The sequence below is a fragment of the Candidatus Hodarchaeum mangrovi genome (assembly GCF_975850365.1).
The window spans coordinates 1-14,744 of record NZ_CDLCQJ010000065.1; the positions used below are offsets into that span (position 1 = coordinate 1).

At 32.6% G+C, this 14,744-nt stretch carries 15 protein-coding genes; 9 read left to right on the top strand and 6 right to left on the bottom strand.

All coding sequences use genetic code 11. From position 1 onward, the window contains the following. Positions 1-704, bottom strand: a 704-nt coding sequence (locus tag ACWVCY_RS06425) for an aminotransferase class I/II-fold pyridoxal phosphate-dependent enzyme (RefSeq protein WP_455141284.1), incomplete at its 3' end; no start/stop codon positions are given. Between the two features lie 103 nt (positions 705-807). Between ACWVCY_RS06425 and ACWVCY_RS06430 the strand changes: the two genes are divergently transcribed. Then, positions 808-1,344, top strand: a complete 537-nt coding sequence (locus tag ACWVCY_RS06430) for an Lrp/AsnC family transcriptional regulator (protein WP_455141286.1) — start codon at positions 808-810, stop codon at positions 1,342-1,344. 5 nt (positions 1,345-1,349) lie between these two features. Here the strand turns inward: ACWVCY_RS06430 and ACWVCY_RS06435 are convergent, their stop codons facing one another. The 3 genes from ACWVCY_RS06435 to ACWVCY_RS06445 form a co-directional block, all read right to left on the bottom strand. Continuing rightward, a complete protein-coding gene (locus ACWVCY_RS06435) occupies positions 1,350-2,894 on the bottom strand; it encodes a PAS domain-containing sensor histidine kinase (protein WP_455141288.1) in 1,545 nt (514 codons plus the stop codon). A gap of 88 nt (positions 2,895-2,982) precedes the next feature. Then, the gene (locus ACWVCY_RS06440) at positions 2,983-4,086 is read right to left on the bottom strand and encodes a hypothetical protein (RefSeq protein ID WP_455141290.1); all 1,104 of its coding nucleotides are present in this window, start codon (positions 4,084-4,086) and stop codon (positions 2,983-2,985) included. Positions 4,087-4,172: 86 nt separating this feature from the next. Further along, entirely contained in the window at positions 4,173-4,655 is a 483-nt protein-coding gene (locus ACWVCY_RS06445) for a hypothetical protein (RefSeq protein ID WP_455141291.1), read from the bottom strand. 533 nt (positions 4,656-5,188) lie between these two features. On the opposite strand from ACWVCY_RS06445, the gene ACWVCY_RS06450 reads away from it, so the two are divergent. The 3 genes from ACWVCY_RS06450 to ACWVCY_RS06460 are packed head-to-tail and all read left to right on the top strand — an operon-like array spanning position 5,189 to position 8,891. Then, on the top strand, positions 5,189-6,184 hold the full coding sequence (locus ACWVCY_RS06450; protein ID WP_455141293.1) for an ABC transporter ATP-binding protein: 996 nt from the start codon (positions 5,189-5,191) through the stop codon (positions 6,182-6,184). A gap of 11 nt (positions 6,185-6,195) precedes the next feature. Next, entirely contained in the window at positions 6,196-7,569 is a 1,374-nt protein-coding gene (locus ACWVCY_RS06455; RefSeq protein WP_455141295.1) for an ABC transporter permease, read from the top strand. Positions 7,570-7,571: 2 nt separating this feature from the next. Then, positions 7,572-8,891 (top strand): ABC transporter permease, encoded by a 1,320-nt coding sequence (locus ACWVCY_RS06460; RefSeq protein WP_455141297.1) that lies wholly within the window; start codon positions 7,572-7,574, stop codon positions 8,889-8,891. 22 nt (positions 8,892-8,913) lie between these two features. Here ACWVCY_RS06460 and ACWVCY_RS06465 read toward each other — a convergent pair whose 3' ends face one another. Then, the gene (locus ACWVCY_RS06465; protein ID WP_455141299.1) at positions 8,914-9,303 is read right to left on the bottom strand and encodes a PadR family transcriptional regulator; all 390 of its coding nucleotides are present in this window, start codon (positions 9,301-9,303) and stop codon (positions 8,914-8,916) included. A 116-nt stretch (positions 9,304-9,419) separates the two neighbouring features. Here ACWVCY_RS06465 and arsM point away from each other — a divergent pair, with 116 nt between their 5' ends. From arsM to msrB, 5 genes are all read left to right on the top strand, one after another. Further along, on the top strand, positions 9,420-10,370 hold the full coding sequence (arsM, locus tag ACWVCY_RS06470) for an arsenite methyltransferase (protein ID WP_455141301.1): 951 nt from the start codon (positions 9,420-9,422) through the stop codon (positions 10,368-10,370). 399 nt (positions 10,371-10,769) lie between these two features. Continuing rightward, positions 10,770-11,174, top strand: a complete 405-nt coding sequence (locus ACWVCY_RS06475) for a YkvA family protein (RefSeq protein WP_455141302.1) — start codon at positions 10,770-10,772, stop codon at positions 11,172-11,174. Positions 11,175-11,360: 186 nt separating this feature from the next. Beyond that, positions 11,361-12,914 (top strand): PAS domain S-box protein, encoded by a 1,554-nt coding sequence (locus ACWVCY_RS06480; RefSeq protein WP_455141304.1) that lies wholly within the window; start codon positions 11,361-11,363, stop codon positions 12,912-12,914. A 116-nt stretch (positions 12,915-13,030) separates the two neighbouring features. Beyond that, complete coding sequence (locus ACWVCY_RS06485; RefSeq protein WP_455141305.1) at positions 13,031-13,747, top strand: hypothetical protein; 717 nt, start codon at positions 13,031-13,033, stop codon at positions 13,745-13,747. 184 nt (positions 13,748-13,931) lie between these two features. Beyond that, entirely contained in the window at positions 13,932-14,342 is a 411-nt protein-coding gene (gene msrB, locus ACWVCY_RS06490; protein WP_455141307.1) for a peptide-methionine (R)-S-oxide reductase MsrB, read from the top strand. A 283-nt stretch (positions 14,343-14,625) separates the two neighbouring features. On the opposite strand, the gene ACWVCY_RS06495 is transcribed toward msrB, so the two are convergent. Then, the coding region (locus ACWVCY_RS06495; protein ID WP_455141308.1) for a DUF4256 domain-containing protein at positions 14,626-14,744 on the bottom strand (119 nt) is incomplete at its 5' end.

The window sequence follows — 14,744 nt, forward strand, 5'->3', positions numbered from 1 at the left end:
TCAAATTGTATTTCTTTATAGGCCATATCTTCAACGAGGAGAAAGTCATATTCAAAAGCATAATCAATTATTGCCCTTTTTCGCCTTTCTGGAAGAGTAGTTCCCTTTGGATTATCAGAATAAGGGACTAAATACAACATTTTTGGTTTATGACCATTTTTTTTACACGCACGGAAGGCCAAAGGGATAAATTCCGGGATTATCCCTTCAAAGTCCGATGGGATGGTTAAAATTTGCCCCTTGAGCTTTTCCGCTGGTTGAAGAAACCCTAAATAAGTTGGACGAGTAGTAAGAATAATATCCCCAGGGGAAAGGATGATATCGCATAATCCATACAAAGCTTGTTGAGAACCATTCGTTAAAACAACATCATTCTCTGAAATATTCTTTAATCCATCTCTTTGTTTCAAGCGATTTGCTAATACTTTTCTCAAAGTTTTATTTCCTTCCGTTGCCCCATAATTATAATTAACCAAATAATTGGGATTATTATCAGTTAGAAATTGTTTTTCTTCCTCAATTATCTCCTGTATGATTGTATGAAAAATTCGAAGAGGTATTACTCCTGGTTTGCCTCCTGCAAAATAATATTGAGGTGTGAAGCGAAGTAAGCGTCTAATTTCACTTTCTGGGATTCGATTAACCCATTCTGCGAGATTTTTTTTATTATCATAAAATGAATTTTGACTTTTGCCAATCGTCAATGAAGTTCACCAATTTTAAAGTAAATGTAATAAATAAAATATTATTGATAGCAAACATGAAAGATTTTCAAAATATTTTTTACATTATGGTAAAGGAATTATTATGGAAAAATCACAACCTTTATTTATTCCAGATTGGAAAGATAAACGCATTGTTGAGCTTCTTAAAGCCGATTGCCGAATTTCACAAGAAAATATTGCTCAAGAGCTAAATATTTCCAGACCCACGGTTCAGAAACGTATTAAAACACTAGAAGAAAATCATATTATTCTTGGTTATACCATCATTACAGATGAAAAGAAACTTGGAAAAGAAATAGTAGCTTTTATCCTTTTAAAGCTTGATCGATCTCGTCGTGCTTGGAGTGGTACATATTCGGAACTTCTAAAACGAGTGAATGAATTAGAAATCTTAGAAATCCATCACATCACAGGGGACGATGATGTACTTATAAAAATGCGTACCCGCAATATAGATTCCTTAGAAGCGAATCTTATCGAAATAACCCAAATTAAAGGGGTTTTTCGGACACGAACTATGATTTGTTTGTCTTCTATTGAACATGGGGGAATTATTTCTACAATTATTGAAACTGAGCAGAGACCCCCTCCTAAAGATATTCTCTGGAATTTTACTTAGAGTATTTACTTCTTTACATAATTTGGAATAGTCACAGAAAATATAGTTCCTTCTCCTTCTTTACTTGAAACATCCACCGATCCGTTGTGAGCATTGACAATCTCTCTAATTATGTATAAGCCCAATCCTGTTCCTTTCTGTGAATATTTACTTGGTATAGTTGAAAATGGTTGAAATAATTGAAACAAGTTTTTATTCGAGATTCCAACACCGTAATCTTGAACACTAAAGACAGTTCCTTCCTCTGTGCTGGAAATAAAGATATTAATAATGGCGTCTGGGGGTGAGTGTTTATCAGCATTATCAATGAGATTTTCAATAACTTGTTTTATTCGATCATCATCAAAATAGACTTTACACTCATCATCATGAAGATGTTTATTAATGATAAAAACTCGGTGTGGAAATAAAACTCGTAAATGGCTTTCTAATTCTACAATGAAATTCTCTAGTATTAATTCTTTTGGGGAAATAGAGAAAATTTTTGCTCTAATAGTAGATAAATCATGAACAGCATTTACCAGCCGTTCTAATCGTTGACTATTCCTCCACATGACCTGAATTATCATAGATAGGTCTTCTTGGGGAGAATATTCACCATTTTGTAATAATTCCAAATAACCTTTGATAACTGTTAAAGGTGTTCGTAATTCATGACTTGTAGATGCAATAAACCGTTCCTGTAGTTCTTGATATTGTCTTTCCTTGGTTATATCAGATATTACACCAAAAAATCCAAGAATTCTATCTTTTGAATCTGTTAATACAGATCCTACAACTTTGGTAATTAATAAATTGTGTTTTCGATGTTTAAAAATAATTTCATATGTTATGGGGGAAAAATTATCTTCTCTTTGTTGTTGAATTACTGATGTGAATTTTGATTGGGATTCAGGAATCATAAATTCTATTAATTTTGTAGCCATAAGTTCTCGTTCTGTGTATCCTAAGATTTTAACTAAAGCAGGATTAATAAAAATAGTATTAAGATCTAAATCTGCTACCCAAACTCCTTCTCCCATAGTAGTTATCAATCGTCGAAATTTTTCTTCACTATCTTTAAGAGCCTCAACCATTCCCTTATAATTTTCTTCAGATGCCTTCAATGCGTTATAAGTTTCCCTAAAATAAGTTATTTTGCGATAAATGGTAAGAATGCTGATTGGGAACTGCTTATCTTGACTAAAAAGAGGAATTCGATCCATAGAATAGTAATTGCTATCTTTCGGATTATATATTTCATTATTTATAATTGGTTTTCCATTTTGAAATATTTTATGGTATTCATCAATCATTTCTTCAGTTAGAAGTGGGCAGATCTTAACAAGAGATTGATCAACGCTCTGGTTAGATGTATCCTCCTCTCCATGCCAAAGGTCAAACGATTTATTTGTATATACAACTTTCAGCTTTTCATTAACTATACAAATTGGATCTATTAATACATCTAAAATCCTGAAAAAGTCTAGGTTTTCATAATCACTTAATTTTTTATCATTATTGTTTTGGAAGATTCGATGATTTGAATTGCCTTGATCATTAGTTTTCATTTGCTTCTTCCTTCAAAAATCTAGGTAAGTTGAATCCTCCATGGTAAAAAATAAGATTTTTAATCAAAATTCTATTATTAATATTTATCTATTCTTGGATTGAAAGAAAATTTTGTAATTTTAATAAGGGGGTTTTTACAATATAGCTATTTGAATCCTTCCATGTACGTTTTTCAAAATCAAAGTTAGTTGGATAAAACCAATATAGCATGGAACTCTTTATATCCAAGATATGAGTTTTAAAGTTAGGAATATTTTGCCAGCTTGCAAAAGTAAAATCAGCAATCTGAGCTGGGCTCATAGTTGCCCAGAAATAAAGATTATCCTCTTTGAGAACATCAAATGCGGAGTAAAAAGGTGGAGGAGTATCTTTAATTCCATAAAATAATTTTTTTACTCTTTGAGGTTCCACATTATGTCCAAAAGCAATTATGGTTTCCGATAAGTCGAAGATTTCACGATTATACAGGTAACGAACATCACTGATAAAATGCTCCATCACAAATTGGAGTTGAGAGGTTGCCTCGGTGATAGAGATATTAAACATAACTGTAAGTGTTTCTGGAGTAATAGAGGCGTCTGAAGTTAAAACTCGAAGTATTTTTAATCGAATAGGGTCAAAATGTACATAATCAATAAAAGGAGGAATTTTTAATGGTAACTGTGGAGGATATGGCGACAGAGTGGCAAACCAGACATTCCAATTGAAATTCCATGATGAAAGCTTGAAATTATAGCGTGATAGATCAGGATCTACACTCAAACGCATACCAGTACTAGGATAAAGGGTATATTTTGAGATTAATCCTTGATTCTTCAGCTCTGAAAAAAGATGTTCTAATAAATCAAGGGTACCTTCTGGGATATCGAATTGTATAAACATTCCTATAGTACCCCCAAACATTCTTGCTCTATAATGTGTATAAGGGTGATCGTCACATAATTTTTCTAAGGCTTTTAAGGCAGTAATACTTGGCACTAGAGCAAGAATATTAATTCTAGATAAGCCAAACGGTTCAGGTTCATACATAGCCACTGGTCTGATTAAAAGTCCTTCAGTTTTCATTTGTGAGATTTTTAAAGCTAAAATTTCATTGGAAATATTAAGCAGGGAGGCTAGCTCAGTTATAGATATAAATGGATCTTGATTTAAAGCCAAAATAATAGCATAATCTTCTGAGCTAAACTTCACTTACCAATCCAGTCCTAATTATTCACCAATATATTTTTGATCTATCCAATAATCTATATTAAATTGAAAGTATTCTTCAAATATTATCATATCATTAATGCTGCACAGGGTTCAATTCCACTGTTTCCACTTGGTGGATCAAATACTAAAGAATCTGAAACAGTTCGATACTCATTTTTAGCATAAGGGACTACTACAGTAATAAGAAAGGTATAATATCCTGATTCAAGGGTTTGGTTATACAAGTAAATGCTTGAGAGAGCGGAAGGATTCTGGTTCACCTTAAACTCATAAAAAAATGTATTTCCAGTTGATAATTTCATTTGAACATATATCATGTAAGGATGGTCTTTTGGATTGTAATCTTCTATATTGATTCGTAGTTTGAAACAGGTGACAATATCTTCCTCCATGTTGTCTCCATCCAAATCAATATAATAGGAATTTACAATGTTAAGATAAACACTTGCTCTATAAATATCAGCTGTAATAAATGAAGTAGATCCCATAATGACCAAGCAAATTCCCAAGCAAAAAGCAAATGGAGCTTGAAATCTTTTTATATGCATTTATTCACCATTAATAATTAACTACTTATTTGATATTCATCTTTTATAATAGTTACCGAGGAAACTTTCTCTAGAGTAGCTTATAAAGCCTAAATCGGACATTGGATCTATAAGGATTATGCAATTATGACATGGGGCTTTTTTTAAGTATTAGTAATTAGATTACATTATTTAATCAGATACAATCAGGTCATTATATTCTAATTCCTATTGAATTTAATTTAATTGGAATTCAACATATTTTAAGTGATTAAAATCTGAATTTTGCATTTCAAAATGTGAAAAAGAACATAAAAATTTGATCTTTAGAATTTCAAGATAATAAATTCCTTTAAGAATCATAATTTTACTTGAATTAGTTGAAATGACTTATTCTGACGAAATTATGAACTTTTAAGGTTTTTTAAATCAATTTAATGATAATACTATCCATTTCGAGAGCCATAAATTTAAACTATAAAAGGTTAGAAAAAAAATGGATCAAATACAAAGAAACTAGTGAAGAAAGTATTAGTATCCTTGAGGGAAACAAAGTGAACGAGATAATTCAAGAATCTGATATAGCTATTGAAGTAAATGACTTAACAAAAAGTTTTGGGTCAGGAGAAAATCGTGTAGATGCAGTAAAAGGATTAAGTCTTAAAGTGCGAAAAGGAGAAATTTTTGGTTTTCTTGGTCCAAATGGGGCTGGAAAAACTACAAGCCTTAAGATGATGGTAGGACTACTTGAACCTAATCGAGGAAATGTTAAGATTTTTGGCATGAATCCTAAAGATGGTAATAAAAATCAATTGAAACGATTAATTGGTATTATCCCTCAGGAAATTTCTCTTTATCAAGAATTAACTGTCCAAGAAAACCTTTGGTTTATTGCAGATGCGTATCGAATTGAAAAAGGGGTAGCCAAAAAACGTATTGATGAATTGATTAAAGCTATGGGGTTGGAAGATAAACGGAAAGCTCTTGCAAAGAACCTTTCAGGGGGATTAAGACGCCGTTTAAATTTAATTATGGGCTTAGTACATGATCCTCAGCTTATCCTCTGCGATGAACCTACCCCAGGATTAGATCCTCAGTCTCGTGTTGTGGTTTGGGATTACATACGGAATTTACCGAAAAAAGGGAAAACAGTCATTCTAACTACTCATCACATGGAAGAAGCTGATCGATTATCTGATAGGGTAGCTATTATTGACCATGGTGAAATTCTTGTCTTAGATCGTCCAAGTTTATTAAAAGCTTCAATAGGTGAGGGTGATTTGGTTGAATTTACCTTTACAAAACGAGATTCAGAAACTTTAACCCAAATAACTGAAGTACTTAAGCAATTCAATAGTGGTACCAATGTGGAGGATGTCTTTGTTACAGGTGACAAGATCGTTTTACGAGCATTAAATATTGTGCCTCGTTTGAGTCGGATTATGAATTATTTGAGTGAAAAGGGAGCTGAGATTGAAAATATGGCAATTCGTAATACTACCTTAGAGGATGTTTTCATTTCTCTTACAGGACGAGCTTTACGAGATTAGGTGAGGATATTTTGTTAGTTTTAAGTATAACAAAGCGGTTCCTTACAGAGTTAGTACGCCTTCGTATAGCTTTTGCTATTTTTATTGCTATGCCAGTTTTCATGACATTCATGTTCTGGTTTGCTTTCAATACTGCTGGTTTAGGGACAGCCCAGACATTTATTCTTGGAGTAATAAACGATGATGAGGGAGTAGGGGAAGAGTTGGCTGAATATATGAAGGAACTAAATACTAATCCTATATTTAATACTGGGCTTTCAAATGATACCTTAGACAATGGATTTGCTGCTGATTTTATTTCCCTCCTTTCTTCTATTAATTATACAACTGATAATCAAGCAGTTGAGACTGTTCCAATATTTGAAGTAAGATACTTTGCTAATAGTTCCATAGGTCAAACTGCTATTGAATCAAGAGAAATTGATGCGCTAATTATTTTTCCCGAGAATTATTCAAATACTACTTTATCAGCGGTGAATCAAGCTTTTTATATCCAAAATGGAATATTCCTTCATAATATTAGTTACGGTGTTCTTTTTCAATGGGAAGGCCCCCCTGTTCCCACACAAGATAATGGACTTATCTCAATTATTGGAGATCAAGGATATTCACGGTACCAAATCGTGCAGATTATTCTCTCCCAAATTTTTACTGATTTTAACAAAAATTTACAAAATTTTCCATACTCTGGTGGAGAAATTGAAATTAATATAGAATCTGTTACTTTACAGGATCTTAGTCTTTTTGATACAATATTTCCTGGAATTCTTGTTTTTTCTGTATTAACTCAATCTGGAATGCTAGCTGCTTTCCTTGTTACTGAGTTTACTGAAACAAAAACTGTCGCTCGAGTGAGGTTATCTTTAATCAAACCTTGGGAATATATTTTAGGGGCTACTTTTTATCAATTTATACTTTCATTTTTTCAAATTGCCTTGATTATAGGAATTTCCATGGTTGCATTTGGTTTTCATCCTGCAGGAGATATAATTCAGGGTTTTTTCGTCTTAATGTTATCAACGATTTTTACAACTGGCTTGGGGTTTTTTCTAGCTGGGATTTTCAACTCCTCTGATACTGCAGGACAATCTTCAGGTTTTTTAACAACACCTTTGGCTTTTATGAGCGGAGCTTTCATGGAAGTTCCTACAATAACCTTAATTCAGTCCGTAATCCCCACTGCTTCAGGTATTCCTCGTGATTTCATGTTATGGGATTTACTTCCCCCAACTCATGCAGTAAACGCATTACGTTCAATAATTTTATATGAATTTACTCTAACAGAAGTAATTTGGGATCTGATACTTCTAGTAGTGCCCTCCATCTTTTTATTATTTTTTGGAATGATTTTTTACTCTAAACGAAGATTACAAGGAGATCTATGAAGATGAAAACAACTTTAAAGATATTTATTCGGACCTTGAAGCAAACAATCCGTAGTCCAACTCGAATAACATTAATTGTAGCCTTTCCAATGCTTTTTGTTTTAGTATTTGCATTTATATTTGGAGGAAGTGGAGATGTTTCTCCAACTTCAGTAATTATTGGGGTTATTAATGAAGATGGGCAAGATTATCTCGCTGATTATCGGGAAATATTTTACAATTACACCTTACCTTGGGCTGCAAATGCTACCATTGATCCATTGACTCATGGTTTTGGTAATTTCTTTGTGAGAAGTCTAGATGGTCAGACAGGTATTAATTTATCTAATCAAACGTTTCGTATTCTGGAATTTAAAACGATTGAAGAAGCTTTAAAGGCAGTTCAAAGTCGTGCTGTAACCTTTGCTATCTATATTCCATATGATTTCTCATTAGGGATGTTATCAGGAATTAATTCTCGTGAATATATCTTAGATGGGAGTCCAATACTCAATCAGCCAGAAGTTCTCATGACAAATGTCTCACTTACTCTTCTAGGTGATCCCAATTTTCTTTCTTTTCAGGAAGGATTAACAGAGTTTCAAGAATCATTACATCAATTTTCAACACAGCTATTTGGTATTGAACTTCCAGCAGGTATTTTTACTACTGCTTTCACAAATGTATCAAGTTATGAATTAACCCAATTTGACTATTTTATAAGTGGATTCTTTACTTTCGGACTTGTATTGACTTCTAGTAGCGTTGCAGGGATATTAGGGGAGGAACGAGAATATCGGACACTTGATCGTTTAAAAATAAGTCAAATTAAGCCTATAGAATTACTTGGGGGAATAACTCTTAATCAAATAGTTGTTGCAGGAGCACAACTCCTGATGATGCTTTTAGCTGCATATTTATTTGGCTTTAAAGGACGAGGAAGTCCCCTCTTAGCTTACTTTGTTGGACTTTTGACTTTAATTCCCATCCTTGGCCTAGCTTTCTTTGTTAGTGCTTGGGTACCAAATGGCCGTGATGCTTCTTCTGTAATCGCGATGGTTTCTGCACCAATTGGTTTTCTTTCAGGAGCATTTCTCCAAGTTCCAGCAATTCCTTTGATTGCTGATTTCATCCCCACAGGCACTGGAACGTTCCGTACTCTTCAATTATGGGACTTTTTTCCCTTTTATTCCTCAGTAACTGCCATTCGTAATGTTCTTTTGTTTGATCATACCCTAGGTCAAATCTTACCTGAACTAGTCTTCCTCCTCATTGGTGGAGCATTGTTTTTCGTATTCGGGATGATTTTCTTCATTTGGCGCGTATTTCGTCCAGAAAAGTAACCAATACATGAAGAGAAAAGTCCTACTCCTCTTTTTCATTGATTTTTTTTATTACAACCATTTTATCTTCTCCACCTGGACAACACTGCTCAACAAATACAATGACTTTTCGAACTTGATTTGTGATCTTTAGTACCATTTTTCTTCCTTCATCAGTCAAAGTATATTTTCTAATCCTCTTGTCTCGTGTTTCTTCCTCGATTAAGTCAGTAGTTTCGTGTATCATCCCTTTACTTTCTAAAGATTGAATTATTTTGTAAGTGGCACCAGCAGAAGGAGAAAAGTCTTCACCTAAGTCCTCTTTCACAATTTTAACAATTTCAGAACCAGATAAATTTTGATTATGCAGCACTAAGAGAAATAATGCTTCAGTTGGAGTGATATCAAGACTCTTACCAAAGATTAATGCCATTTCATTTCAGTTCTTACCCAGTAACAAAGGTTTAAAAATATTCCTCACAGGAATATTCCTAATGAATATTTCTGATGAATATTCAGAAACAAGTTTATATAAGGAAATAAAAGCTAATGACTAAAGAACAAGATATTCAAACAGAAAAAACGCGTTCTCAAGAAAGTTATTGCTGTGGAAATGCATCCACAGAAGATAAAGAGGACACTCAGTTAGATAAACTGTCAGAGGAAAATAAAATTCGAAAATTTGTTCGTAATGAATATGGTACGATTGCTAGTGGAAATCAGGGGGTTCCTAATTTAGATCCCACTATTTCAGCAGAATCTAATTATACTGACTATACCAAGGAAGAATTAGAAACAATCCCAAAACAAGCAAACCTTGGATTAGGATCAGGAAATCCAGTTAGATTAGCAAACATCCAATCAGGAGAAGTAGTAGTAGATTTGGGTTCAGGAGCTGGAATTGATTGTTTTCTAGCATCTCAACAAGTGGGAGCTACAGGAAAAGTAATTGGTATTGATATGACTCCTCAGATGATTGATCAGGCCCGAGAGAATGCAATCAAAAATAACTATAAGAATGTTGAATTTCGACTAGGAGAGATTGAGCATCTTCCCGTTGCGAATGAATCAGTTGATGTGATCGTATCTAACTGTGTTATTAATCTATCTGTCAATAAAAATCAGGTATTCCGCGAAGCGTTTAGGATTTTAAAACCCGGGGGTCGCTTGGTAGTGTCAGATATTTTATTAGCCCATGATTTTCCTGAAGTTGTGAAAGAAGCCTTACAAGATGTTCCAGGATGTGTATCACGTGCATGGGTTGAAGATGAATATTTAAAATCAATTCGTGCTGCTGGGTTTAATGATGTCAAAGTGCTAGAGTCTCAGGTAATTAAACCTCAAAAGAGAACCTCAGAAGGATCACAGTCTGATACAAGAAAACGTAAAATGGTTCTTTCAGGCAAATCTATTGAAGTTGAATTAACTGCTGAAGAAGATGAGATCCTAACAACAGCTATTATGAAAGGTCACATTCAAGCATATAAACCAAAGAACTGAATTCGTTGGTTATAGAATTAGCTTAACATTAGCTATTTTTCACTTTTTTTTATCTTTATAATTAGAAATTGAATAATCAGAGTAAGAAGAGAATTTAAGCAGTGATTATTGAATTGATGTTCAAAAAGGAAGAATAGGAATGCTAATCAATAATGAATTGATCCTTTAACACAGTCTTCTTCCTTCTAATTTTTTCTTTATTTCTTGAGCTTTTTATGTGTGATTCTTCTTATTTAAGGTTTATAATCTTAGTACTTAAACGAATCAAATAATTTAAATCATTATTTATTGTGATTATTGCCTCAGGTTTGTTAATTTTTCTTAAATTCTGGATGAAAATGGTTTTTATCTACTTTATTAGGTCATAAATGTTTATACTAAGAATAGAGGATGTTTTAAATGCTGGAAAAAATACAGAAAAAAGCAAAAGACCTAAAGCGTAAGACTTATACAATCTATTTAGTTTACAGAGATAAACGCGTTCCTTTTTGGAAGAGACTGTTTTTAGGTGTTGTGATTGGCTATGCTGTATCTCCAATTGACCTTATTCCAGATTTTATTCCTATTTTAGGATATTTAGATGATCTAATTCTTATTCCTTTAGGGCTTTATCTTGCATTAAAGTTTATTCCAGCTGAGATTTTTACAGAATGTGAACAGATTGCATTAAAGGAAGAAAATCAACAGATTCCATTGAATCGCACAATTATGTTATTTATTATACTTCTCTGGATAATTGGATTATTTGTAATCTTTAATTGGTTTTTTGGGATTCTTCAAGTTTTTATTAAAAGTAATCTATAAGATTAATCAATGATTCTATATTCATCTTTTTTTTCATTTTTCTTATTCTTCTTAAAAGAAAATTCTTTTATCTTTGTTAGAATTTTTATAAGTAGCATTTTTGAAATTCATAAAAATAGAAAAAGAATTAATTTTCTACAAAATTAGTCTAAGTTTTAAAATATTATCATAATATCAGGTTATTTTATGAAAATCAAAGAAATCGAAAACAGGAAAGATATTCCAGACGACATTAAGGTATTAATAAGTGAATGGAATAATAAAATTTCCAGTCACCAAGAAATGATCCAATCACTTCAGTATTATAAATCAAGGAATAAAATTTTAGAAACTGCCTTTTCTTCATCATTAAATGCCATTTATATTCATAATCTTGATGGAAAAGGATTTAACTATATAAATTCAGCATTCGCTAAGATGTGGGGATTTGAAGCAGAGGATCAAACAAAATATATTGACCCAAATAATCTTTGGGCAGATCCAATTGAAGCTAAAAAAATTATGGAAGAACTAAGAAAAGAGGAACAATGGAAGGGTGAATTAATCGCTAAACACCGGAATGGATCACATTTTCATGTATTTGGATCAGCACATATAATTCAAGGTGAGGATAATTCAAGATATATGGTGGGATCATTTATTGATGTGTCCTCAAGGAAAAAGATAAGCGAAATGCTTCAGGAGTCTGAATTAAAGTATCGTACTTTAGTTGAGAATCTGAATGAAGGTGTCTTATTACAAAATTTAGATGGAAAATATAATTTTGCAAATCCAAAAATGGCAGCACTTCTAGGTTATGAAATTCATGAAATAATCGGAATGCATTGGGAAAGTATTGTTCCAGAGCATGAGATACCTAATGTAAAAAACCAAAGGGATGAACGTTTACAGGGGAAAAGTTCAGTCTATGAAACTTTTTTATTACGTAAGAATGGCACATCTTTTCCTGTTATTGTTTCAGCAAACCCATTATTTGATGAAAATGGTCAAGTCAAAGCGATTTTAGCCGTTTTTACTGACATAACAACCCAAAAAAATGTTGAAAAAGAGCTTAGAGAAAAACAAAACCTTCTTACGCGCGTTAAGCTGGAGGAAGAGCGTTATCAAGCCATGTTAAGTCATTTTACCCGTAATAATCTTCAAAAAATTATCTACCAATTAGATTATATCAAATCAAAGTACCAACGCGAAGGTTTATTTAAATTAGAATCAATTGAAAGAATTATTGAGATTTCAATTCAAGCTGCTAGGGTGATTGAACTTGTGAATAGGATTTTTGAAGTTCTTCAGAGTACCTTTGAACCTCCTTCTAAAAAGATTTCATTGATGAATTTATTCATTTCCCTGTTTCAGGACCTAAATATACCTGAGGAATATGTTGTTGTGAAAGAAGGGTCTTTAGCTTTTTCTCTTCGGCTTGATAATTATTTTAAGGAAGCCCTACATGAAATTGTTTCCTTTATAATCCAAGTTGATAAATTTATTTTATTAGAGACTGAAACTTCAAATCAGTATTTTACTTTAATAATATCTGATCAATCGTCACCTCCAATTCAAAAGGAAGCACGTTTAAGGCTAGAAGGACGTGTTCAAGATGATTGGGAATATCAAGGGCATTATATTGGGGTTTCCCTCGCCTCAGTTATTTTGCAATATTATGGGGGATTTCTCCAGATTAAACCTTTAGAACCAAGTGGTAATCGTTTTTTGATCTCTCTTCCAGTTAGCTTGCTTGAATAAAATCTTTTCACTTAAATTATTAAATATAGGCTTACTAATTGATATATTAAGAGAAGACTTCAGGGAACTTGCATTTACATTAATAGTTTTAACTATGCAAAAGAATAATAATTATTATGTCTATTTCTCCTAGATCATTACATAATTTTCCTAATCAACCCTTCCTCTCTTTAGGGAAACAATGTGATTATCTTGGAGTTTTTTTTATCTTTTTAACATTCTTTTTGTGGTTTATTTCATCCCAATTTGAGGAGTCATTAGTACAATTATCAATAACATTTGTTGCAGGGTGTTTTTTTGGTCTAGCTTTTTTTTTACTTCGTATCGGGTCATATATGTATTATACTTTTAAGTTAAATTACACCCATTTCCTCTATAATCCACTAGGAGGGACAATAATAAATTTTCTTTATTTTGGATTAACTTTAGGGTTAGCAATTTCCATTTCACGGTTAGCTCCCCAAATCCATGTTCCCTTTTACATACTTCTAGTAATTACTTTTTTTCCTATTTTCATTGGAAATCTGTTTTCTTTGAATCAAAAAGTCAAGGATAGGATAATAAGACTTAAAGGTGGCAGTCCTTTTAATCTAAAAGAATCTAAGGAACATATCCTCTTCTATCTTAAAGGAGAAAGAACAGAGACTACAAATCCTTACTATTTCGCTAAAAATCTACATTTTTTTGATGTCTTGGTACTATATTACAAGGATTATAAGTGGTTGGTTCAACAATTAGCCAGTGAGGAGTACAATAGAAAATTTCGTTATAAAATAGCTAATTTATTATTTCCAAATGATAAAAGAATGGTCTTGGAGTTAATCGGAATTTAAAGGTTAGCTCCATATCCACTTATAAGTCATGAAAATTTAAAGTTAGATAATTTGAATAAATTATCCCCCTAAAATTTAATCTACCTTCTGAGATCCCAAATCATACTTCATAAAATTATTTTTGATTCCGAAAAGGAAATCAGTGACCTTAAGTAAACTAAATTTAAAATCCTATTGAGTTCAAATGACAGAGCCTAAAGATTATACCGATGAAGATTGGAAGAAAATCTTGACAGAAGGGCAATATTATATTCTCAGAGAAAAAGGAACGGAACCTGCTTTTACAGGGAAATATTGGAACCATAAAACAGCAGGGATATATCTTTGTGCAGGATGTAAAACACCCCTTTTTAAATCTGAGACGAAATATGCCAGTGGATGTGGTTGGCCTAGCTTTTTTGATGTTAAAAGTGAACTCATTGACCTAAAAAAAGATACTTCGCATGGAATGATCCGTACTGAAGTTCTTTGTCGCAAATGTGGTGGTCATCTAGGTCATGTATTTAATGATGGACCAAAACCAACTGGATTAAGATATTGCATCAATTCCGAATCACTTTTGTTCTCCCCTTCTGTACAGTCCCAAAATAAATGATAAATTGTTCAAAATCGTGTTAAATTTTCCAAAAATAATGGCGACTAATCATATTAGATGTTGGAAAACTCATATCCATATATTTACATAACCTACGATGACCAAATTCAAAATTTCTTAGATGGTTTGTATGCTGAAATATAAGGTTATTATCTATTAAATGAGACTAAAAGACCGCATAAATGAAAATTTCAAAGCCAAAAAAGGTTGTTTCTTACATTGTCAATTCAGATAGAGAAACACATCCGAAATTTACAAAAATGTGAAAATTGAGAGTCCAAATTTAGACCCTTAATAAGCCACGGAACCCTCTTACTCCATAGAAAGAAGGTGCACTGTTATGATACACGAAGACGGTTCCATAGCGGTGATCAGCAAAGATGGCACCACCGAGTTTTCTAA